The sequence below is a fragment of the Loktanella sp. S4079 genome (assembly GCF_000967725.1).
Taxonomy (GTDB): domain Bacteria; phylum Pseudomonadota; class Alphaproteobacteria; order Rhodobacterales; family Rhodobacteraceae; genus Yoonia.
This window is the reverse complement of the sequence record NZ_JXYE01000001.1, coordinates 169731-192371: the sequence shown is the minus strand read 5'-3', so window position 1 is coordinate 192371 and position 22641 is coordinate 169731. Positions and strand designations below refer to the sequence as shown.

The 22641-nt window shown below is 55.1% G+C and carries 21 protein-coding genes; 16 read left to right on the top strand and 5 right to left on the bottom strand.

The features are described from left to right. Nucleotides 1-10: 10 nt before the first annotated feature. Nucleotides 11-745 carry a PIG-L deacetylase family protein gene (locus tag TW80_RS00955; protein WP_045995529.1) on the bottom strand — a complete coding sequence of 245 codons (735 nt, stop codon included), beginning with the start codon at nucleotides 743-745 and terminating at the stop codon, nucleotides 11-13. Nucleotides 746-903: 158 nt separating this feature from the next. On the opposite strand from TW80_RS00955, the gene TW80_RS00950 reads away from it, so the two are divergent. The 6 genes from TW80_RS00950 to hglS all read left to right on the top strand — a co-directional run bounded on the left by TW80_RS00950 (nucleotide 904) and on the right by hglS (nucleotide 7345). After that, nucleotides 904-1791 (top strand): NAD(P)-dependent oxidoreductase, encoded by an 888-nt coding sequence (locus TW80_RS00950; protein ID WP_204218458.1) that lies wholly within the window; start codon nucleotides 904-906, stop codon nucleotides 1789-1791. Continuing rightward, nucleotides 1788-2972 (top strand): LysR family transcriptional regulator, encoded by a 1185-nt coding sequence (locus TW80_RS00945; RefSeq protein ID WP_045995479.1) that lies wholly within the window; start codon nucleotides 1788-1790, stop codon nucleotides 2970-2972. The genes TW80_RS00950 and TW80_RS00945 overlap by 4 nt, the downstream gene beginning before the upstream one ends. Nucleotides 2973-3086: 114 nt before the next feature. Further along, nucleotides 3087-4058 carry a TRAP transporter substrate-binding protein gene (locus tag TW80_RS00940; RefSeq protein WP_045995478.1) on the top strand — a complete coding sequence of 324 codons (972 nt, stop codon included), beginning with the start codon at nucleotides 3087-3089 and terminating at the stop codon, nucleotides 4056-4058. A 3-nt stretch (nucleotides 4059-4061) separates the two neighbouring features. Further along, nucleotides 4062-4571 (top strand): TRAP transporter small permease, encoded by a 510-nt coding sequence (locus TW80_RS00935; protein ID WP_045995477.1) that lies wholly within the window; start codon nucleotides 4062-4064, stop codon nucleotides 4569-4571. Then, nucleotides 4564-5868: a TRAP transporter large permease gene (locus TW80_RS00930; RefSeq protein ID WP_045995476.1), complete on the top strand. Its 1305-nt coding sequence runs from the start codon at nucleotides 4564-4566 to the stop codon at nucleotides 5866-5868. The genes TW80_RS00935 and TW80_RS00930 overlap by 8 nt, the downstream gene beginning before the upstream one ends. An 85-nt stretch (nucleotides 5869-5953) precedes the next feature. After that, nucleotides 5954-7345 (top strand): 2-oxoadipate dioxygenase/decarboxylase HglS, encoded by a 1392-nt coding sequence (gene hglS / locus TW80_RS00925; RefSeq protein ID WP_045995527.1) that lies wholly within the window; start codon nucleotides 5954-5956, stop codon nucleotides 7343-7345. Between the two features lies 1 nt (nucleotide 7346). On the opposite strand, the gene TW80_RS00920 is transcribed toward hglS, so the two are convergent. The 3 genes from TW80_RS00920 to TW80_RS00910 form a co-directional block, all read right to left on the bottom strand. Beyond that, nucleotides 7347-9791, bottom strand: a complete 2445-nt coding sequence (locus tag TW80_RS00920; RefSeq protein WP_045995475.1) for a beta-glucosidase — start codon at nucleotides 9789-9791, stop codon at nucleotides 7347-7349. Between the two features lie 70 nt (nucleotides 9792-9861). After that, nucleotides 9862-10758 (bottom strand): sugar kinase, encoded by an 897-nt coding sequence (locus TW80_RS00915; protein ID WP_045995474.1) that lies wholly within the window; start codon nucleotides 10756-10758, stop codon nucleotides 9862-9864. Continuing rightward, the gene (locus tag TW80_RS00910) at nucleotides 10755-11447 is read right to left on the bottom strand and encodes a GntR family transcriptional regulator (protein ID WP_045995473.1); all 693 of its coding nucleotides are present in this window, start codon (nucleotides 11445-11447) and stop codon (nucleotides 10755-10757) included. Before TW80_RS00910 ends, TW80_RS00915 begins: the two co-directional genes overlap by 4 nt. Nucleotides 11448-11528: 81 nt before the next feature. Here TW80_RS00910 and uxaC point away from each other — a divergent pair, with 81 nt between their 5' ends. The 10 genes from uxaC (at nucleotide 11529) to uxuA (ending at nucleotide 21682) form a co-directional block, all read left to right on the top strand. Then, entirely contained in the window at nucleotides 11529-12935 is a 1407-nt protein-coding gene (uxaC, locus tag TW80_RS00905; protein WP_045995472.1) for a glucuronate isomerase, read from the top strand. 28 nt (nucleotides 12936-12963) lie between these two features. Next, nucleotides 12964-13944 (top strand): TRAP transporter substrate-binding protein, encoded by a 981-nt coding sequence (locus tag TW80_RS00900; protein WP_084625690.1) that lies wholly within the window; start codon nucleotides 12964-12966, stop codon nucleotides 13942-13944. 68 nt (nucleotides 13945-14012) lie between these two features. Beyond that, nucleotides 14013-14525: a TRAP transporter small permease gene (locus tag TW80_RS00895; RefSeq protein WP_084625695.1), complete on the top strand. Its 513-nt coding sequence runs from the start codon at nucleotides 14013-14015 to the stop codon at nucleotides 14523-14525. Nucleotide 14526: 1 nt separating this feature from the next. Then, nucleotides 14527-15807: a TRAP transporter large permease gene (locus TW80_RS00890; protein ID WP_045995470.1), complete on the top strand. Its 1281-nt coding sequence runs from the start codon at nucleotides 14527-14529 to the stop codon at nucleotides 15805-15807. Between the two features lie 56 nt (nucleotides 15808-15863). Then, nucleotides 15864-17180: a pectate lyase family protein gene (locus TW80_RS00885; protein WP_052700850.1), complete on the top strand. Its 1317-nt coding sequence runs from the start codon at nucleotides 15864-15866 to the stop codon at nucleotides 17178-17180. 24 nt (nucleotides 17181-17204) lie between these two features. After that, entirely contained in the window at nucleotides 17205-17516 is a 312-nt protein-coding gene (locus tag TW80_RS00880; RefSeq protein WP_045995469.1) for a cupin domain-containing protein, read from the top strand. A gap of 12 nt (nucleotides 17517-17528) precedes the next feature. Continuing rightward, the gene (kduI, locus tag TW80_RS00875) at nucleotides 17529-18353 is read left to right on the top strand and encodes a 5-dehydro-4-deoxy-D-glucuronate isomerase (RefSeq protein ID WP_045995468.1); all 825 of its coding nucleotides are present in this window, start codon (nucleotides 17529-17531) and stop codon (nucleotides 18351-18353) included. Next, complete coding sequence (kduD, locus tag TW80_RS00870; protein ID WP_045995467.1) at nucleotides 18350-19078, top strand: 2-dehydro-3-deoxy-D-gluconate 5-dehydrogenase KduD; 729 nt, start codon at nucleotides 18350-18352, stop codon at nucleotides 19076-19078. The genes kduI and kduD overlap by 4 nt, the downstream gene beginning before the upstream one ends. Continuing rightward, complete coding sequence (locus TW80_RS00865; RefSeq protein WP_045995466.1) at nucleotides 19056-20507, top strand: mannitol dehydrogenase family protein; 1452 nt, start codon at nucleotides 19056-19058, stop codon at nucleotides 20505-20507. Before kduD ends, TW80_RS00865 begins: the two co-directional genes overlap by 23 nt. Further along, the gene (gene uxuA, locus TW80_RS00860) at nucleotides 20507-21682 is read left to right on the top strand and encodes a mannonate dehydratase (RefSeq protein ID WP_045995465.1); all 1176 of its coding nucleotides are present in this window, start codon (nucleotides 20507-20509) and stop codon (nucleotides 21680-21682) included. The genes TW80_RS00865 and uxuA overlap by 1 nt, the downstream gene beginning before the upstream one ends. On the opposite strand, the gene TW80_RS00855 is transcribed toward uxuA, so the two are convergent. After that, a complete protein-coding gene (locus TW80_RS00855) occupies nucleotides 21679-22548 on the bottom strand; it encodes a helix-turn-helix domain-containing protein (protein ID WP_045995464.1) in 870 nt (289 codons plus the stop codon). The genes uxuA and TW80_RS00855 overlap by 4 nt on opposite strands. Nucleotides 22549-22641 lie beyond the last annotated feature (93 nt).

Here is a 22641-nt window from a genome sequence, read left to right as displayed (position 1 = left end):
CTGACCGACCTTACAGCTCGTCTACGGTGCGTGGGAAAATCGATTGGAACCCTTCGGCGTATTGGCAATCGCGCCCGCCAGCTTGGCCGCCAGAGTTGCGTTTGAAGTGGTTGGCACGTTGCTGGGCGACACGGGTGTAATAGTCCCACAGGTGGACCTGGCCCTGATTGCATTCCATCGCCTTGCGTTTCTTGTCCCAGACCGACGTGATGTCGAGGAAGGTATCTGGCTTCCAACCCATTTGTTCGGTTTGATGAGGTTCAAACAAGTATAGCTGCGGCGCACCAAGAACCTTTTCACCGGGGTTGTGGCCCCATGCTTGCGCGATCATGCGGCACTCTAACGCGATTTGCGTCATATACATGTGGTCGGTGTTGTAGGGGTCGTATTGGCTGTGGCTCATCATGAATGACGGCTGCACCTTGCGGATAAGATCGACGAGTTTGAACTTGTCGTCCTTATCAAGCTCAAGCGGATAGTCCCCAAGATCAAAGCATTCCAAGTGGTGCACCCCAAGCGCCTCTGCCGCAGCTTCTGCTTCGCCACGACGGATGTCTTTGACCTCTTGGAGTGATTTGCCTTCTTTCCACAAGCGGGCGCTCTCGCCGCGTTCACCGAATGACAAGCAGGCAACTGTCACTTCGTACCCCAATTCAGCATGAAGCGCGATTGCCCCGCCGCAACGCCAGACAAAGTCAGCGGCATGTGCGGAAATTACGAGTGCGGTTTTTTTATCTGCGGTCATGAGGTGCTCCGAAAAATCGTGGTTGGTTGTGTGTCCCACATCCATACCCGCGCCAACAATTTTGAAGAGCGTGCAATTGCATAAGTTTGTGCTATAGCTAGTGGCGATGGATCGCTAAATTTGGCAGTGTTTTGACGTCGCAAGCGAAGGGGGTTTTTGTGTCGAAACCTAAGAAAACATCACGGCAGATCGCCTTTGTCGGATTTGGCGAGGCTGCGCAGGCTTTTGTTTCGGGTTGGGGGGATAATAAGCCAGACATGGTGTCGGCGTTTGATATCAAGTCAAATGACCACATTAACCGGGATGATCTGCTGAACAGTTACACGCGCCACGGCGTCGCTGGGCAAGACGATATCATCGCGGCGCTAAGAGGCGCTGATGCAGTGTTTAGCCTAGTCACGGCTGATCAGGCAGAGGTCGCAGCACGCGCCGCGGTTTCGGCCATTGGCAATGGGACGCTGTGGTTGGATTGCAATTCATGTTCGCCCGAAACCAAACGCCGCGCGGCGCAGCATATAACCAAGGCAGGCGGGCGATATGTCGATGTCGCGGTGATGGCGCCAGTACACCCCAAGCAACATAAGGTGCCGCTGTTGTTGTCTGGGGCTTGCGCTCAGGATGCGGCGCATTTGCTTGCAGGTCTTGAAATGAATGGCACAGTTGTCGGCGATCAGATTGGTGATGCTTCGGCGATCAAGATGCTCAGATCAATTATGATCAAAGGGATGGAAGCTCTGTCGGCGGAATGTCTTTTGGCCGCGCGTAAGGCGGGCGTTGAGGTGCAAGTGATTGCGTCATTGAACGCGTCTAATCCACAGATCAACTGGGAAGCCCAAGGCGCATATAATCTAGAGCGCATGTTATCCCACGGAACACGCCGCGCCGCTGAAATGCGCGAGGTTTGTGCAACGCTTTCGGAACTGGGATTAGACAACAGCCTTAGTGCGGCGACAGCGCAGTGGCAGGATCGCATTGCCGGATTGACGCGGGCGACATCGGATCAATCGCTCAATGAGCGGTTGGATCGGGTTTTAGATAACCTATGATTTCCCGCAACCTCAGGCATTTTCGGGTGTTCTTGGCCGTTGGGACTTCGCGTTCACCAACAATTGCAGCAGCGCGATGCAATGTTTCGCAGCCTGCGGTTACACAGTCATTGGCCAAATTAGAACGCGAAGCAGGGGGTGCTCTGTTCGATCGTACGCGACACGGCTTTTTCCTGACTGAGCGGGGCGAATTATTTGAAAAACGCCTGCGCCGCGCAATGGAACGGTTGGATGCTAGCTTGGCCGAAGTGTCTGCACGTTTGACTTTGACTGCCACGGTCGCGCAATTGCAGGCGCTGATCGCGGTTGTAGCAGCGCAGAACTTTACCTTAGCGGCACGCAATCTCGGGTTGGCGCAACCAACGGTGCATCGCGCGATCACGCAGATCGAACAAGAGGCTGGCCGTTCGCTGTTTGAGCGTAGCACATTTGGATTGGTCCCGACCCGCCCATGCCGCGAACTTGCAAAAGCCGCGCAGCTTGCGTTTTCCGAATTTGATCAGGTCGAAGCGGATCTGGGTGAATTCGACGGACGCGAGGTTGGCACGATTGTCGTTGGGTCGCTTCCGCTTTCAAGGTCAGTCGTCCTGCCTCAGGCGCTTGCCCGGTTCCGGTCGCAGCGCCCTTTGCAGCGGGTGACTGTGCTGGATGGCACGTATGATGATTTGTTGGGCGGTGTTCGTAGTGGCGAAATTGATTTCATGATTGGCGCGCTGCGTGATCCGTTACCCATCAACGACGTTGCGCAAGAGCAGCTATTTCACGACAGTATGGCAATTGTTGCTCGCCCGGGACATCCGTTGGAGAGTAGTGCGGATCTAACGCCAGAGATACTCGGGCAGCAGCAATGGGCCGTACCGCGCGAGGGTACACCAGCACGTAGGCAATTCGATGCGTTCTTTGCCGCCGCCCAAGTTCCGCCGCCCGCCAGTATTCTGGATTGTGGGTCCATCTTGTTGATGCGCGAAATTTTGCAGCGGACTGATATGCTTGGGTGTATTTCGCAAAAGCAAGCAGAAGCAGAAACTTTACGTGGTTTGCTCGTCGCGCTTGACGTGCAAACGCGCTGGGCAGAGCGCCCGATTGGCCTGACTTATCGGGCGGGTTGGGTCCCGACCAAGGCGCAGGCGTTACTGTTGGATCTCGTGCGTCAGACGGCTGCTGATCCTGATGGCCTATAGCGGCTACTTATTCTGATGTGCTGGCTTTGAATTGGCGTGTGGCACAGGGGCGCTGACATAACTTGCCCATGTGCATGGGAGGGTCCCGTGCGGTTGAGCCTTCGGGAGGAAAATATGCGCCTAACCACCAAGATCGCGAGTGCAGCCATTGCGCTATGGGCAACCAACGCCGTTGCAGAAGAACTAAGCTTTGCGAATTTCATGCCTCCGGGGCATCCCTATGTTGCAGGTGCCTTTCAGCCATTTGCGGATATGGTCGGCGAGAAAACCAACGGTGATGTGACCGTGCGCCTGTACTCTGGTGGAGAATTGGGCCCAGGCCCGGTTGAGCAATATAATCGCGCAGTCGATGGTGTCGCGGATTTTGCAATCGGGCTGCCGGGTTATACCGCATCGAATTTCCCGCTGACTCTGACGGCAGAACTGCCCGGCGTGATCAATACCGAAACAGGTACTGCTGATCTTTGGGACAATATTGATCTGTTCAAGGATGAATATCGCCGTGTGCAGCTTGTCTCGCTTTGGTCTAGCGCGCCTAATGTGCTGTACACGCGGGACGTTGCTGTACACAGCCCACAGGACGTTGCTGGAATGAACATTCGCGTACCATCGCGCAATGCCGGATTGCAGGTCGAGGCATGGGGCGCAAACCCTGTCTCGATGCCTGTGACTGAAATCTACAACGCGATGCAGACCGGGGTAATCGACGGTGCGATGATCGACACAACGGCGACCCGCGCGTTCCGGCTGGGCGAAGTTGCGAATTATCTGACGCTTGGGTTCGAGGCGACAAATTCACCGTTTTTTATCGTGATGAACCGCGATACCTTCCGCGGCTTGTCTGATGACCAACAATCCGCCGTCGTTGAGGCGGGCAAAGAGGCGTCCGTCATGGCCAACGCAACACAGTTATCGGTCGCCGAGGGCGGGATCACCGCGTTCGAAGAAATGGGTGGTCAAGTGATCCGTCTAAGCCCGGAAGAAACCCAAGCCTTTGACCTGTTGTCTGCACCAATCGTCGCGCAAGCTGTTGCCGAAACAGGCGGAAACGCGGCCGCAATCGTCGAAGCTCTCTCGGCGGAATAAGCTGTGACTGCTTGGTATAGATCAATCTGGGCGACACGGATCGCCCAGATTCCGGGGTTGCTCGCTGTTGGGGCGGGGCTGTGCCTTGTTGCGATGGTCGTGGTGGTAAACGCAGGTGTGATCCTGCGGTATGTGTTTGGCGCGCCATTGCTAGGCGTCAATGAAATCGTTCAGCTTGTAGCAGTTGCGCTTGTCATGATGGCGCTGCCTTATGCGACACAATCTGGTGCTCATGTCCGTGTGGATTTGTTTGATAAGCCGCTGGGCAAGTGGGGGCGTTTCTTTGGTGATCTCCTGTCGCGGGTTCTGGCGATTGTGACGCTCTATGTCCTTTGCGGTCAGGCATGGAAGAAAGCCGCTGAGGCCATCGAATTCGGCGATACTACAAATATGCTCGCGATACACTTGTGGCCCGTCTACGGGGCGATTTGGGCGGGCATGGCATTATGCGCGGTCGTTTTCGCAATTCAAATTGTCGCACTGATTTTTGGATGGAAGACCGGAAATGACTGACCTTATGATTGGTATTTTGGGGATAGTTGCCCTGTTCGGGTTGATGATCCTGCGCACGCCTGTCGCCTTTGCGATGTTGTTTACCGGTTTCTTCGGTGTTTGGATTTTGGACGGTCTGCGCCGTGCCACGGCCATTATGTTCACCGAGACATATTCATCCATCAGCAACTACAATCTGATCGTTGTGCCGATGTTTGTGCTGCTTGGAAATATCGCCTCTGAATCCGGCTTTAGTCGCGCGCTTTATGATGCAGCGCACGCTTGGGTGGGGCGATTTCGCGGTGGGCTTGCGTCGGCTTCGGTTATTGGCTGCGCTGCGTTCTCTGCCGTTTCTGGATCTTCGGTTGCGACTGCCGTCACCATCGGTCGTGTTGCCCTGCCTGAGATGAAACGTCTGGGCTACGGGCCTGGTCTATCCACCGGGTCGATTGCTGCTGGCGGCACGCTTGGCTTCTTGATCCCTCCGTCAACAGGGTTTGTCATCTATGCCATTTTGACTGAGGAATCTATCGGACGTCTGTTTATGGCAGGCATTCTGCCGGGGGTGCTCATGAGCGGGTTGTTCATTCTCGCCATTTGGGTTGTGACGCTGCGCAACCCTGCGGCGGGACCAGTTGGCGAAGCCAAGCCCCTGTCTGAACGTATCCGCCTGTTTGGTCGTGCGGCCCCGTTGGTTGGGGTAATCACTGTATCCATTGGCGGGATCTATCTGGGGGTCTTTACCCCGGTTGAGGCATCAGGGATCGGCGCCGGATTGGTTATCGCTATTGCATTACTTTCAGGCAGCCTATCGCGGGCTGGATTTGTGAATGCGCTGGGCGATACGGTTAAGACATCAGCAATGCTCTATATGATCGTTGTGGGCGCAAATGTGCTGAACCCATTCTTGGCGATCACGGATATTCCATTGGCCCTCAGCCATATGCTGACCTCGTTTGGGTTGGGACCATATGGCACGCTGGTACTTATCCTGCTGAGCTATGTCGTCTTGGGGATGTTCTTGGATGGGCTGGCCATGCTGGTTGTGACCATTCCGATATATTATCCGATCATCATGGGGCTGGGTTTTGACCCGATTTGGTTTGGTGTCATCGCAGTTATCGTGATTGAAATGGGTATGATCACGCCACCCGTTGGGCTGAATGTCTTTGTTGTGCGCAGCGTTGCTGAGGATATTCCGCTTCATACTATCTTTAAGGGTGTGATCCCATTTCTGTTGGCCATGCTTGCATCGCTGATCCTGATAATCCTGTTTCCGCAGATTGCATTGGCAATCCCGAACTCGATGTTTGGATAGGGCTATTCAGCATTCCTAAAGCATGATTTACCAATAACCGTAGCCAACCTTTGGCTGCGGTTTTTTCGATGCAAGGATGAATGTGATGGCCGCCAGATTTGCAAACCCCGATGCGATCCGCGCTGATTTCTCAGCGGCGATGTCTGCCATGTATCGCAGCGAAGTTCCCGCCTATGGTGATTTGCTAGAGATCGTTGAGCAGACCAACGCGGAAACGCTTGGTGGGGCGCAAGCGGCTGTTTTGAACTTGACCCCGGACGAGGATACCACCCGCATATCCCAAGAACGCCACGGTGCGATCCGGCTGGGCACAGCCCAAGAGCTGGCGATGATGGCCCGCGTGTTTGCGGTGATGGGCATGTACCCTGTTGGCTATTATGATCTGTCTGCGGCGGCGGTTCCCGTGCATTCAACCGCCTTTCGACCAGTCTCGCGTACTGCACTTGCCGCGAACCCGTTTCGGGTTTTTACGTCTCTGTTACGGCTCGAATTGATTGCAGATGAGGCCCTGCGCGCGCAGGCTGCTGCGATTTTGGATGGGCGCCAGATCTTTACCCCGAATGCAATCGCCCTGACCCAAAAAGCCGAATCCGCAGGCGGATTGTCAGAGCAAGACGCGCAGGCCTTTGTTGCCGAAGTGCTCGAGACATTTCGCTGGCATGCTGATGCTTGCGTGGACATCCAGACATTTGAGCAGTTGAACGATACGCATCGACTGATTGCGGATGTGGTGTCGTTCAAGGGGCCGCACATCAACCATCTGACGCCGCGCACGCTTGATATCGATGCTGCGCAGGCCGGGATGATTGCGCGCGGCCTACCAGCCAAAGCCGTCGTCGAAGGGCCGCCGCGCCGTGAGTGTCCGATTTTGTTGCGTCAGACATCGTTCAAGGCGTTAGAGGAAAAGGTCAACTTTCCATCCAAAGATGGCACTGAAACGATTGGCAGTCATACCGCACGTTTCGGAGAAATCGAGCAGCGCGGTGTCGCGCTCACCCCTAAGGGACGGGCGCTATATGATCAGACGCTCGCAGCAGTGCGGGCAGAAATTCTGCCAGCAAGTGACGGGACAAATGCCGATGCCTATATGGCAGCGCTCGATCAGGCGTTTCAGGTGTTTCCTGATAGCTGGCGCGCGCTTTATGATGAGGGGCTTGCACATTTTAAGTTTTCAATCGCCCAAATGCCTTCTGGCAAGGTGGACGATATGTCTGTTTCCGCACTTTTGGATGCGGGCGTACTGGGTCTAAGTCCGATCATCTACGAAGATTTTCTGCCCGTCAGTGCAGCGGGTATTTTCCAATCGAACCTTGGAGATGCAGCCGCACAGGATCGCCATGCTGCATCGAGCAAATCTGCCTTTGAAGCGGCGCTAGGTGCCGAGACCGCTGATGAATTCGCGCTATACGCCCAAATCGAACAGGAATCTTTGGCGACCTGCCTTGATCAAATACGCAAGGCGGGCCAGTCCGCTTAGCCTATTTCGCGTAGGTTGTGGCCTGCATCGTGATTTTCGTGGTGCAGGCAATATCGGTCGCCGAAAACCCGAGGTGTATCTCAAATTCACCCTCTTCGACACGCCAGACACCTGTATCGACATCAAAGAACGCAAAGTCACGTCCGCTAAGGTCAAGCGTGAAATCACGGGTTTCGCCGGGCGCCAGCGCGATTTTGGCAAATGTTTTCAGCTCTTTGATTGGCCGGGGGACGCTCGCGGATGTATCGCCAATATATAGCTGTACCACAGTCGTACCTTGGCGTTTGCCGGTATTGGTCAGGCGGGCATTGACCCTTGTCCCATCGCCATTGTGTTCCGCATGACAATCGGACAGCGCGAAGCTGGTGTAACCAAGCCCATGACCAAAGGGGAACATAGGGGTGATGCCGTGGCGATCATAATGGCGATAGCCGATGAACACGCCTTCTTCGTAGCGGGTTTTTCCATCTAGGCCGGGATAGATTTCGGGGTCTTGTGACCAAGTTGGGTTGTCCTGCCATTTGACCGGAAAGGTCTGCGGCAGACGCCCACCAGGCTCCGTATCGCCAAACAAGACGTCGCAGATCGCATTTCCCGCCTCTTGACCGGGATACCACGCCTGTAGAACGGCCTTTGCTTCATTGATCCATGGCATTTCCACGGGGCCGCCCGTTTGCAGAACGACGACAGTATTCGGGTTTGCAGCCAAAACGGCGGCGATCAGCGCATCCTGTGCACCGGGCAGCATGATATCTTGGAGGTCGGAGCCTTCTGTATCCCATTCGCCTGAGCGCCCAGCAAAGATGATCGCGGTATCGGCTGCCTTGGCGGCGTTGACGGCCTGTTCAATCGCCTCAACGCCTAATGGCACACCGATGCCTGCCCGAAATGCCGACAGGTCCAGCATGGCGCTTTTGCGTGCGGCAAATTCGACGGTTACGGCGTAGGTCTCGCCAGCGGTGAGTGCGTAATCTGCCGTGATTTCATCGCACCCTTCCTCAAAGAACGTACGGCCACGGGTCCAGTTGTCGGCGGCATTTACAACCAGCGTGCCATCGACATAAAGCTTGCTAGGTCCAGTGGCATGCAGGCCAAAACGATGCATTCCCGTGGTTGTCGCTGTATATTTCCAGCTGATGCGTGCGGAAAACCCTGTTGGGTTAACTTTGCCTTCGCCGATTGGCGGCATCCAAAAGGTCTGCGTCTGGCCCAAGGTTTCGGTCGCAACCGGGTCGCCCGCGCAGGTCGCATTGTCAAAATATGCGACGTCAACATCGCCGATGAACAGTGGTTCCCAACGATGGTTCTGGCAGCCCGGCGCGTGTACAATGTTCTCAGCACCAAAGCGGTCTTGTAGCGCTTGTAGCGGTGAAACGCGGTAGTGCGCATTGATATACGATGACCCGCCGCCCATGATCTGCGCCTCAGCGGCGTTGGGCCCGATGACGGCGATCTTGCCGCTGGGCGTGGACAAGGGCAGCAGATTTTCGTTCTTGAGCAGCACAGCCGCTTCGGCACCGGCGCGCCGGATCAAGGCGCGTGTTTCGGGCAAATCTACAGAGCGTTCATTGTAGGGTGTTTTGTCCGTCAATGCGCCAGTACGATCCATCAGGTGCAGCATATTCAGGGCGCGCGTGCGCACGGTGTCTGGTGCGACTTTTCCTTCTTGAACCGCTGCAACCAATTTGTCTCCGCGATCACGGGTCGGGCCGGGCATCTCAAGGTCGAGCCCTGCGTTAACGGTTTCGGCGGTTGAATGCGAACCAAACCAATCGGACATCACGATCCCATCGTACCCCCAATCGTCGCGTAGGACATCGGACAAGAGCCATTCATTCTCTGATGTGTATTGCGTGTTCAGCCGGTTATAGGACGACATCATCGCCCAAGTGTTCGCGTCTTTGACGGCGGCCTCGAATGGGCGCAGATAGACTTCGCGCAGGCTGCGTTCATCAATTTCCGAATTCATCGTCGTGCGCTGTATTTCGGATTCATTGCCGGCATAGTGTTTTGGGGTGGCGGCGATCCCGTTATCTTGCAGGCCGCGAATATAAGGCACGGTCAGTTTTGCGGTAAGTTCGGGGTCTTCGGCGAAGCATTCAAAGTTACGCCCATTGGTGACCGACCGATGAATGTTGATCGTTGGCGCAAGCAGGACATGTGCACATTTCGATTTCGTTTCTTGGGCTAATGCCGCGCCAACCTCGTAGGCGAGGTCAGGGTTCCACGTGGCGCCCATTGCGATCCCAACAGGAAAGGCCGCCGCCGTCACGCCGCCGAACCAATCGCCGCCTCCACGCGCACCATTTGGGCCATCTGTAACGCGTATCTTACCCACATCAAGCCGTGCAATTGCATTGACAGACCACAGATCTTCGCCCGCCAAAAGCGAAACCTGTTCCTCTAGCGTCATCTGATCAACAAGCGTTTCGAGATGGTCGGTCATTGTGTGTTTCCTCCGCGAATTTCGTCATTGGTAACGGAAGGAAAGCAGCCAAAGCAACAGTTTGACACGATTAGCTGAGATCGACCAACGCGCCCTTATGCGACACCACTTGATACGACAACGCACAACCTGCGCCGATGGCTTTGGCTAGGTCCTTATCACGCAGATACACGGCCAAGAATGCTGCATTGAATGAATCCCCAGCCGCTGTTGTGTCAACCGGGCTCGGGTTAATCTGCGGGGTCACCGTGACGGGGGTGTTCGTGCCAATTTGTGCCAAGACATCGGCGGGTCCGTCTTTGACCACGACACAACTGACACCGGCGTCTTGGTAGCGTTTCAATGTTGCGGCCTTACCTGCGTCACCAAAAATGTCGGCCTCGTCTTCAAATGATGGCAGCGCGATGTCGGATACTGCGGCAGCCTTCATGATCCAATCGCGCATTTCATGATTGTTCGCCCAAAGCCGGGGGCGCAAATTGGGATCAAAGGCGATGATCACACCCCGTTCGCGTGCTGAGGTCAGCCGATCAAGCAAAGCGCTGCGATCTTCGGGTTCGACGATGGCCATGGTGATGCCGGAAAAATATGCGACATCACCGGCGCGCAGCGTGTCAATCGGCGTGTGATGTTGCCCCAGTTTGCGCGCCGCTGATACGCTGCGCCAATAGCTGAAACTGCGCTCTCCGTCCTTAAGCGAGATCATATATAGTCCAACCGTGCGATCTGTGACGGTTAGGAACTCTGGCCTAATCCCGGCGGTAGAGATGAATTCAGTCATCTGCTGCGACATCGCATCGGTGCCAACACCTGTCAGATACGAGATTTCCCAATCCGTTGGCAGTGCTTTGCGCAGATACCACGCGGTGTTAAGCGTATCGCCAGCAAATCCCATCGCATAGCCGCCCTGTGCCTGAGGGGCCATTTCGACCATGCATTCGCCGATCGCGAGAATACGGTTCGTCATTTTTGGTGGCTTTCCATCAACTCTGGATGTGATGAGCGCACCTGTTCCAAGATGCCCAGAATACGCGCCAAATGTGTGCGAAGCTGTGCCTCTCCTGCGTCGGCGTCGCGGTCGCGGATGCATTTCATAATCGCGCGGTGATCGTCCAGTGCGCTCTGCGCGCCAAAGGCCAGTGATAGATAGCGCACCCGATCAAGGTGGACCTTTTGTTCGTGGATTAGGTTCCACGCTTTGGGATGTCCGGCAATATCGCAGATGGCTTCGTGGAATTGGTCGTCGAGCGCATGAAAGCCAAGCCGATCACCTTTTTCGATGGCCTCTTCTTGCTGGGCAAGTAGGTCATCCAATCGGGCCACGTCAGCATCATCAATTTTGGCAATCGCTGTGCGCAGGCATTCGACCTCTAGGGCGGTACGGATAAACCGTGCGTCCAAGAGCGCCTGTTCTGAGATGTATGTGATGGTGGTCGCGCGTTGCGGGCGGATCAACATAAAGCCTAGTTCAGACAGTCGATAAAACGCGTCGCGTACAGGCTGTCGCGACACCCCAAGATTACGCGCGACCTCTGCCTCGGACACCTTGCTGCCGGGGGCGAGTTCAAGGGTAATGATCGCTGAATAAAGCGCCTGAAAAACCTGATCGGTGGCTGTCGTGGTTTGCATTTGGCCAAGAGAGGCTAGCGCGGGCATGGCAATTTCCAGTTTGACGTATCTACCAGACTAACATATTAGATGACTAGAGGTATCGCAAGTCCTTTGGGGGGAAATTCGATGAAATTAACTGATCCTGACCGACTTTTTCCGGTCGAATCAGGGGTGCGAAAAATCGCCCGTGCGCTTTATGACAGCGTTGCGGATTTACCCATTATCAGCCCGCACGGGCACTGCGACCCGAGCTGGTTTGCAAAGAACGAACGCTTTCCTGACCCTGCCCAGCTTTTTGTTGTTCCGGATCACTATGTGTTTCGGATGTTGGTATCGCAGGGCGTGAGCATGGCTGACCTTGGCGTGCCACGTATTGATGGTGGCACGGTCGAAACGGATCCCCGCAAAATCTGGAAACGCTTTGCCGAGAACTATTATTTGCTGCGCGGGACGCCGTCTGCGATGTGGTTGGATCATTCGTTTGAACATGTGTTCGGGATTGATGAGCGCCTATCAGCAGACACCGCTGACGCCTATTACGATCACATCGACAGCAAATTGGCGCAGGATGACTTCCGCCCGCGTGCCCTATTCGATCGGTTCAAGATCGAAGCGCTCGCCACCACGGAAAGCGCGTTGGATGATCTGAAGTGGCATCAACAAATCGCTGACAGCGGTTGGGGTGGTCGTGTGATCACCACATACCGTCCCGACAATGTCGTCGATCCAGAGTTCGAAGGCTTTGCTGATAATGTTGCCCAGCTGGGCGCGCTGACAGGCGAAGATACCGCGACATGGGAAGGATACCTAGCCGCCCATCGTAAGCGGCGCGCGTTCTTTAAGGAAAGCGGTGCCACCGCGAGCGACCATGGTCACGCAACAGCGCGTACCGAAAATATGTCAGCCGCGGATGCAGCGGCGCTATTCGCTAAGGCGCTGGCAGGGACGTGCTCGGCCGCAGAGGCCGATGCATTCCGTGGGCAAATGCTGACCGAGATGGCCAAGATGAGCCTAGATGACGGGCTGGTTTTACAAATCCATCCGGGGTCGTTCCGTAACCATTCGGCTGGGGTATTTGCTGGTTTTGGTCGTGACAAGGGTTTCGATATCCCAAGTCAGACGGATTACGTCCGGGCGCTAAAGCCGTTGCTGGATGCAGTGGGCATGGAGCCGTCACTGACGGTGATCGTGTTTACCTTGGATGAAACCAGCTACAGCCGTGAATTGGCGCCATTGGCAGGGGCATACCCTGCGCTGCGTCTGGGGCCGCCTTGGTGGTTCTTTGACAGCTACGAAGGGATCAAACGATTCCGTGAACAAACAACAGAAACATGCGGGTTCTACAACACGGTCGGCTTTAATGACGACACCCGCGCGTTCTGTTCAATCCCAGCCCGGCACGATGTCGCTCGGCGCTCGGATTGCGCATATCTGGCCAATCTTGTCGCGACAGGGCGGCTTGGAATGGCGGATGCACATGAGGTCGCGCATGACCTCACCTATCGGCTTGCTAAGCAAGCTTATCGACTCTGAAACGGGTCATTTTCTGGGAGGAGAAACAATGACATTTACGAAAACTATTGGTGCTGCTTTGCTGGCCAGCGTTGCAATGGCCTCTGCTGCGACAGCATGCGAGGTCACCCTGCGTTCATCAGATACGCACCCTGATGGCTATCCAACGGTTGCTGCCGTGAACCACATGGGTGACCTGCTCGAGGAGCGCACAGACGGTCGCCTGTGTATCGAAGTATTCCACTCTGCGCAGTTGGGTCAGGAGAAAGACACCATCGAACAAACGCAGTTCGGCGTGATCGACATGAACCGCGTATCGCTCGGGCCATTCAATAACATCATCGAAGAAACACAGATTCCTTCGCTGCCATATATCTTCCGTTCGGTTGAACATATGCACAAAGTGATGGACGGACCTGTCGGTCAGCAAATCTTGGACGCGTTTAGCGACCATGACCTTGTTGGTCTTGCCTTTTACGACGGTGGTTCGCGCAGTTTCTACAACTCGCAAAAGCCGATCAACTCGATCGAGGATCTCGCGGGCCTCAAGTTCCGTGTCATGCAGTCTGACATGTTCGTAGATATGGTTTCTGCGCTGGGTGCGAATGCGACACCAATGCCATACGGCGAGGTCTACTCTTCGATCCAAACTGGCGTCATTGATGGTGCGGAAAACAACTGGCCATCTTACGACAGCTCTGGCCACTTTGAAGTCGCGCAGTACTACACGCTTGATCAGCACTTGATCGTCCCAGAGGTTCTGGTGATGGCGAAATCCAGCTTTGATAAGCTGTCGGCCGAAGATCAGGAAATCGTTCGCCAAGCTGCGCGCGATTCCGTTCCTGTGATGCGTGAACTGTGGGAAGCTCGCGAAGCTGAATCCGAGGCGCGCGTGCGTGCTGCGGGTGTCGAGATCGTAACCGACATCGACAAGACACCATTCATCGAAGCGATGGTTCCTGTTTACGAGAAATACGTAACCTCACCTGTTCTTCAGCAGATGGTCGCTGACATTCAGGCCACTGAATAAGACAAATACAGGCTCGCGGCATTTGTCGCGGGCTTACTACGTTTGGGGGAATGCCTGTGCAGGGCTTGATGTTGAAAATCGCTGTGATCACCGGCTTTATCGGTCGCGCAGCGCTATGGGCTGCGGGAACTGGGCTCGTTGTGATGACAGTTCTGATCGCGGCGCAGGTCTTTTGGCGCTATGTTTTGAATGACAGTATCGCGTGGACCGAACCTGCCTCTGTGATGATCATGGGGTGGTTCATTTTTCTTGGGGCGGCTGTCGGCATTCGCGAAGGCTATCACCTGTCGTTCGATGTGCTGCTTTATGTGATCCCGCATAAAGGCAAGATGTTCCTCTATTCAATTTCCGATCTTGTCGTTGCTGGTTTCGGCCTTGGCATGATCTGGTTTGGTTGGCAGCTCGCGGAAAAGACCGCAGGAAATACGCTGCCTTCGTTGGGCATTTCGGGTGCCTATGACTTTATTCCTATCGTTGCTGGTGGCGTACTTGTTGTGCTGTTCTCGGTCGAGCGCATAGCGCGCCGTGCCGCAGGTCTGCCGACCGCTCGCTTTGGCGACGATAATAGCGAGGCGACCTAGGATGGAGCTTTACGTACTATTTGGAACTTTCACGTTCCTGCTTCTGATTGGGACGCCAGTTGCCTTTTGCCTAGGTGTGTCCAGCTTTGCGACGATTGCCTATTTAGGGCTGCCGCCTGTGGTCGTGTTCCAGCGGTTGAATTCCGGGGTGTCGGTCTTTGCGCTGATGGCGATCCCGTTCTTTATCTACGCAGGCGACCTGATGGTGCGCGGTGATATCGCGCGGCGGCTGGTGGCTCTCGCGGGTGCCTTTGTGGGGCATTTGCGCGGTGGCCTTGGTCAGGTGAATATTCTCGCCTCTGTCATGTTTGGTGGCGTTTCAGGGTCGGCTGCGGCTGATGCATCTGCCGTGGGGGGCTTGATGGTTCCCCAAATGAAAGAACGCGGCTATGGCGTGGACTATGCGGTAAACATTACTGTCGTCAGCTCGATCATTGCGCTGATGTTGCCGCCTTCGCACAACATGATCATCTACTCGATCTCGGCTGGCGGGCGCATTTCGATTGCTGATCTCTTTACCGCAGGGATTATTCCCGGTTTCATGCTGGCCTTGTCGTTGATGGCCGCCGCATGGTTTGTCGCGAAAAAACGCGGATACCCGACCGAAAAATTCCCCGGCCTTGCCATGATGGGAACCTTGTTTGTTTCGGCTGCACCCGGCCTGATCTTGGTTGCGATCATCTTTGGCGGGGTCCGATCCGGTATCTTTACGGCGTCTGAATCGTCCAACATCGCCGTGGTCTATGCGCTGATAATCACATTCTTTGTGTATCGCAGCCTGAGTTGGCATGATTTCGTTGAAGCAACATTCGCGGCAGTTCGGACAACTGCGATGGTGCTATTGGTCATCGGATGTGCCGCGTCCTTTGGCTGGCTCTTGGCCTATCTCAAGGTGCCTGCGTCGATGGTCAGCTTCCTGCAAGGCGTATCTGACAACCCTATCGTCATCTTGCTGCTATTGAACGTCGTTTTGCTGATGTTGGGGACATTCATGGATATGTCGCCGCTGATCGTCATCACCACGCCGATCTTTTTGCCGGTGGCGACAGCCTTTGGCGTTGATCCGGTCCACTTTGGTGTGATCCTGATCATGAACCTTGGGATTGGTCTATGTACCCCGCCTGTCGGTGCGGTGCTCTTTGTCGGCTGTGCAGTCGGGCGCATTCCGATTTTTGATGCCGTCAAATCCATCTGGCCATTCTACGGTGCCGCCTTTGGGACGCTGATGCTCGTCACTTATGTCCCAGCGCTGTCACTTTGGCTGCCGTCCTTGTTCCACTGATCACCAGTTGCCTGTGTTTCGATCCATTCGATTGACCCTAAAAACCGGAGACGACAATGAAGACGATGAAATATCTCGCTGCCGCCTACCTTTTGGCTGGTTCTGTTGCACAGGCACAAACGGTGACTGCCGATCAGTTGGCAATTGCACAGCAGGGCCCCGCGCTGGGCTGGGCCACTGTTGAAGGCGAAACAACCGGCGGGGCAAACGCCGCGCCAGAGCAGGTATTTGTCGTTTCAACGCGGGCGGAATTGGTTGCAGCCTTAGGCGGTGACAATGCGAGCAACGCAAGCAATGACACGCCTGCAATCATCTTTGTTGCGGGCACAATTGACCTAACGGCGGATGATGCAGGTAATCCCCAAGATGCCAGCGCATTCGCCGATCCGGACTATGACTTAGACGCATACATCGCGGCCTATGATCCTCAGACCTATGGTTTCGAGGCAGAGCCTGAAGGCCCTCTCGAAGATGCGCGCGAAAGATCAGAGCAGAACCAAAAGGCCCACACAATGATCCGGGTCGGTTCAAACAAGACGATCATCGGCATGGATGGCGCGCGGATTATCAATGGGACATTGCTGGTCAAACGCGTAGAGAACGTGATTATTCGCAATATCATCTTTGAAGACTCCTACGATTTCTTCCCGCAATGGGACGGCACGGACGGTAGCCAAGGCAACTGGAACGCGGAATACGACCTGATCTCGATCGAAGAAGCGACACACATCTGGATCGACAATTGCAGTTTTTCAGATGGCGCGCGGCCCGACGATCATTTGCCGCCTGTCTTTGGTCGCGTAAAGCAGCATCATGATGGGCTGATCGATATCAAGAAACTGGCCAATTACATCACGGTCACTGACAACCGGTTCTTTGATCATGACAAGGTTCATGTCATCGGTTCGTCAGACAGCCGGACAGAAAATATCGGGCATTTGCGGGTCACCTTTGCTGGAAACTGGTACGATAACGTACGCCAACGCACACCGCGTGTCCGCTTTGGCGAGGTGCATGTTTTCAACAACCTGTTCACGCCGCGTGCCGACGGCCCCTATAGTTTCTCCTATGCATTCGGCGCCGGAAAAGAGTCGCGTATTCTGTCAGAAGCGAACGCATTTGAAATCTCTGCAGATATCGATGCGGGTCGCATTTTTAGACACTACAAAGGCGAAATCGCCCAAGATTCCGGGTCTGTCGTGAATGGTGAGGCCCTGGATTTGCTGGCGCTATACAATGCAGCGAACCCTGAGAAACCTTTGGCAGATCAGGTCGATTGGACCCCGCCTTATTCTTATGAGCTGGCAGACCCTGCAACCATCGCCGACGGCATTCGTGCACGTGCTGGCGCAGGTGCGTTGTCTGAGCTCTAACCCTTTGGCAATCGAGAAAACACAATGCTGAAATCATACCCAATTGCACATCCAGATGCGGGCGTCACACGTCAGGTTTTGTCTGAAAATGAATCCCTGATGGTGGTTTCCTTTACCTTCGAAAAGGACGCCAAGGGAGCACTGCATAATCACCCGCATGTGCAATCGACCTATGTCGAAAGCGGCCGTTTTCGGTTCAGCCTTTCGGGCAAAGAATTTGAGGTCGGACCGGGCGATAGCTTTGTCATTCCGTCAAATGCCGAACACGGCTGTGTCTGCCTCGCGCCGGGGCGTTTGATCGACACGTTTACACCGCGCCGCGATGATTTTTTATAAAAGGAACCTCCCATGCTGAAAACTGAAACTCGCTATGCGATTGATCCGGCAACGTCCAAAACGCTGGATACCGAAGGGCTTCGCAGCCATTTCCATGTTGGTGATCTGTTTGCGGATGACGAAATCCGTCTGGTCTATAGCCACTATGACCGCCTGATACTTGGGTCCGCCGTGCCAGCAAAGGGTCCGCTGACGCTGGAACACGCTGCTGAAACGGGTACTAAAACGTTCCTCGAACGTCGTGAGATGGCCGTTCTCAATATTGGTGAACCCGGTGATGTCGCTGTAGATGGTACAACCTACACCCTAGCCAAAGGCGAGGTATTGTACGTCGGCATGGGCGGTGGCGCGGTGACATTTTCCGGTGCAGGACGGTTCTACATCCTGTCCGCCCCAGCGCACCAAAGCTATCCAACTACCCACATTAAGGAATCCGACGCACGCCGCGTTGAGATGGGCACACGCGACCAGGCCAACGAGCGTGTAATTATCCAAGTGCTCCACCCCGAGGTCTGCAAGAGCTGTCAGTTGCTCATGGGGTACACGCAGTTCAAGCCGGGTTCGTTGTGGAACACGATGCCTGCACACGTGCATGATCGCCGCATGGAGGCCTATCTGTATTTCGATGTCGATGCTGACCAGCGCGTGTTCCATTTCATGGGTGAGCCATCCGAGACGCGCCATATGGTTATCGCCAACGAAGAGGCGATCATTTCGCCACCTTGGTCGATCCACTGTGGGGCAGGTACGGGGTCCTATACGTTCTGCTGGGCAATGGCCGGTGATAACGTAGATTTCACCGATATGGACTTTATCGCGATGGAGGATTTGCGGTGAACCCGTTCGATCTGACAGGAAAGCGCGCGCTGGTGACTGGTGCGAACACAGGCATTGGTCAGGCAATTGCTGTCGCACTTGGCAATGCCGGGGCGCAGGTTGTCTGCGCCGGGCGTTCTGGCATGGATGAAACGCTTGCGCTGGTGCCAAATGGCACCGCGCTCAAGCTTGATTTCGCAGATCCGATGGCTGCACGTGACGTGTTTGCAGAGCAGCAGATCGACATTCTGGTGAATAACGCGGGCATTATTCGCCGCGACGATTGTGTTGATTTTACTGAGTCCGACTGGGACGACGTGATGGACGTGAACCTCAAGGCAGTGTTCTTTACCTGCCAAGCCTTTGCCAAAGCAGCTTTGGCGCGCGGAACTGGTGGCAAGATCGTGAATATCGCTTCGCTGTTGTCGTTTCAGGGGGGCATTCGCGTTCCATCCTATACGGCATCCAAACATGGCGTTGCGGGCCTGACCAAGCTGATGGCGAATGAATGGGCGGCTAAGGGTATCAACGTGAATGCGCTGGCCCCCGGCTATATTTCGACTAACAATACCACGGCTTTGCGTGCGGACGAAGAACGGAACAAAGCGATCCTAGATCGCATTCCCGCTGGTCGGTGGGGTGATGCCTCTGATATGGGTGGCGCTGCTGTTTTCCTTGCTTCTTCGGCTGCTGACTATGTGCATGGTGCAGTATTGAATGTCGATGGAGGTTGGCTTGCCCGCTGAACCAAATTTACAACGCTCTGATGCCCCGCGCCCCAAGGTTGGGATTGTCCACCTCGGGCCGGGCGCATTTTTTCGTGCCTTTAATGCCCCCTTTACGGCCGAGGCGATTGCCAAGTCCGGTGGCGATTGGGGGATTTTGACCGTCAGTCTACGCAGCACGGACATTCGCGATAAACTAAAACCCCAAGGTTGCGCATATACAGCGGCAAAGCTGGCCCCAGAGGGCGCAGAATACACCATCGTTGAGGTTATCGATGATGTCTTGGTCGCACCCGAAAACCCCCAAGCTGTGCTTGAAGCGATGGCTGATCCAGGGGTCAAGATTGTCTCGACCACGATTACAGAGAAAGGCTACTGCCATAATCCGGCAACGGGCGATCTGTTGCTAGACCATCCCGATATTGCGCATGATTTGAAAAACTCGGATAGCCCGCGTTCGGCGATTGGGTTTGTCGTACACGCGTTGAACCGCCGTCGCCTTGCAGGGCATGCGCCCTTTACCTTTATGCCATGTGATAACCTGCCGAATAACGGCCCACTGACACGTGGCGTTGTGATGGGGTTTGCGCGCGCGCTTGATCCTGAATTGGCTGCATGGATTGAACAATTTGGGCGGTTCCCGGCAACCATGGTTGACCGGATTACACCTGCGACAACTCCGACAGATATCGCCGCTCTGGCGACTGCGCAGGGTTACATCGACAATGCTTGCGTGATGCATGAACCATTTCGGCAATGGGTGATCCAAGACGACTTTGTTGGCGATGAACGACCCGATTGGGGTGGTGTCGGTGCCCAATTGGTGCGCGACGTAGAAGCCTTTGAACTGATGAAATTGCGCTGTCTGAATGGGACGCACTCTACGCTGGCGTATCTCGGGTATTTGGCGGGGTACGAGACCATCGCAGATACGGTTGCCGACCCCGCGTTTGCAAATCTTATCAACGCGCTGTGGAAAAATGAAATCACGCCGACAGTTCCGCAGCCCGAAGGCGAAGATTTGATGGCGTATTGTGCCGCGCTGCTAGAGCGTTACCACAACCCCGCCATTCGGCACCGGACATGGCAGATTGCCATGGATGGTTCGCAAAAACTGCCTCAGCGTTTGTTGGGTACAGTTGCCGACAACCTCGCTGCCGGGCGTGATATTCCGGGGCTCGCGTTGGCCGTCGCCGGTTGGATGCGTTACATTGGTGGCATTGATGAAAAGGGTGCAGCGATTGATGTCAAAGATCCGCTCGCCGATCGTTTGCGCGCAGCCTACGACAGCAGTGATGACCCGGAACAGAAAATTGCTGCTTTGTTGGCGATTGACGATGTGTTTGCCCCTGATCTCGCTGCAAATGCGGTGTTCCGTAATGCGGTGACGCAGGCGTTTTTGCGGTTGGTCCACGATGGCGCTGCCGCAACAGTTCAGGGGTTTCGCTGATGCAGGAAAGCTGGCGCTGGTACGGACCATACGACAAGATCACCTTGCCCGAAATCGCCCAGACCGGGGCCACGGGCATTGTAAATGCGCTACACGAGGTGCCCTATGGCGAGGTGTGGCAATCTGAGGCGATCAATGCCCGCGCTGATCAAATTCGCGCAGCGGGATTTGATTGGGTGGTGGTCGAAAGCCTGCCGATTCACGAACGGATCAAACGTGGCGAGGGCGACCTGAGCCAGCTATTCGCGAATTATCGTCAGTCGATGGCCAATTTGGCTGCCGCAGGTGTAAAGGTCATCTGCTACAACTTCATGCCGCTTCTGGATTGGACGCGCACAGATCTCGCCGCGCCTGTTGCACGTGGGGGTACATGCCTCCGGTTTGAGGCATATCGCATGGCTGCCTTTGAAATTCACATGCTGGGGCGTGAAGCAGCCAAAGATGACTATCCGCAAGATGTCCAAGACCGGGCAAAGGCGTGGTTCGATCAGTCGATCACCGCTGACCGAGATGCTTTGCTTCATGCGATCATGTCTGGGCTGCCGGGTGCCTACGATCGCTATGATGTGGATGGATTGCGTGATGCGTTGAAGCTGTACGAAGGGCTAGATCGCGCGGCTTTGCGCGGTAACTACAAGCGCTTTCTTGATGAGGTAATTCCCACGGCCGAGGAATTGGGCATGCGGATGTGTGTGCATCCTGATGATCCGCCGCGTGATATCCTGGGCTTGCCTCGGATCGTATCCAGTGCCGCCGATATTGACTGGATCATGGATGCGAACGACAGCGATGCCAACGGATTGACGTTGTGTTCGGGGTCGTTGGGTGCAAATCCGGTAAATGACGTGCCTGCAATTGCAGCTGCCCACGCCGACCGGATCCACTTTGCGCATCTGCGCAATGTCCGCAAAGATCCCGATGGCGCATTCGAAGAAGCTGCGCATTTGGACGGTGATACCGATATGGTTGCTTTGACCAAGGTTCTACTGACCGAGGAAAAACGCCGTTTGGAGGCTGGTCGCGCTGATCACAATATTCCGTTCCGACCGGATCACGGGCATGAACTGCTGACCGATATCGGCGGCGGTACGTTTCCGGGGTATCCAATGATCGGGCGGCTGCGTGGTCTTGCCGAATTGCGCGGCGTGATTGCAGCGCTTTCACACACGGCCTAGGCGTTTTCGTCCAGCTCAATAGGTGCCGAGCCCGCCCAACGATAACGTGATGGGCTCGCGCCGATGTATTGTTTGAACATGCGGCTAAAGAAGTAGGGATCAGAATACCCTAACTCTGCCGCAACTTCTTTGACCGAAAGCCCGACCCCCAGCCGGTTGACCGCAAATTCCATCCGTTTGAGTTCGCGGTATTTTTGCGGGGTCAGCCCGATCCTGTCGCGAAAGGCGCGCCGAAAATAATCGGGGTTATAAGGCACAGCTTCTAACGCTTCGTTCAGGGCACCAGCACCAACTGGATCAGCGGCAAGTCGCGACGCGGTGAGCATGATTTGCAGCGAAAGCTGATCTTGGTCATGAGGCGCACGTGCGGCTGTACGCCATCCAATTAGCGCGTCATCCAGATAGGCCAGCAGTAGCACCATAAACTGGTGGTGCGCGGCCAATGTTGTTGCCGTCCCCTGTGGCGTATTGCGAAAATGCCGCACAAGCGGTTCAAGCATGTCCCAATTGCTAAGTTGAACGCAACGGCGCAGATCCATCTGTCCCACCACATCACCGCGTCCAAATAGCTCAAGTGAAAAATGCTGGGCAACACCAGTCAGCGTTTCGCCGGAACCTGCATATCGTCCTTGAAATCTCTGATAGGCGGGGATGAGCATTGCCATCCCAGGTTCGAGAACTGTTTCCTCGCCGTTAAGATCGTAATGCGCGCGCCCGGTGAGGCAAATAATAAGGTCGTGGTCCGGGTTGACCTTGTTAATTTTCCAGCTTGGAGTGTGGTGCATGCGGATGGTGGTGCGCGCCAGTTTGAGCGAAAACGCCTGCACGGGCATGGCGGATAATAGGGAATGTTCGTTTTTATCCATCTTTTTGTTGCAAACTGTTCATTCAGAGATTTCGACTGCCAGACTAACATAGCAGCAAGATGGTAATTCGTCTGCATAATTCGCTTGAATTTG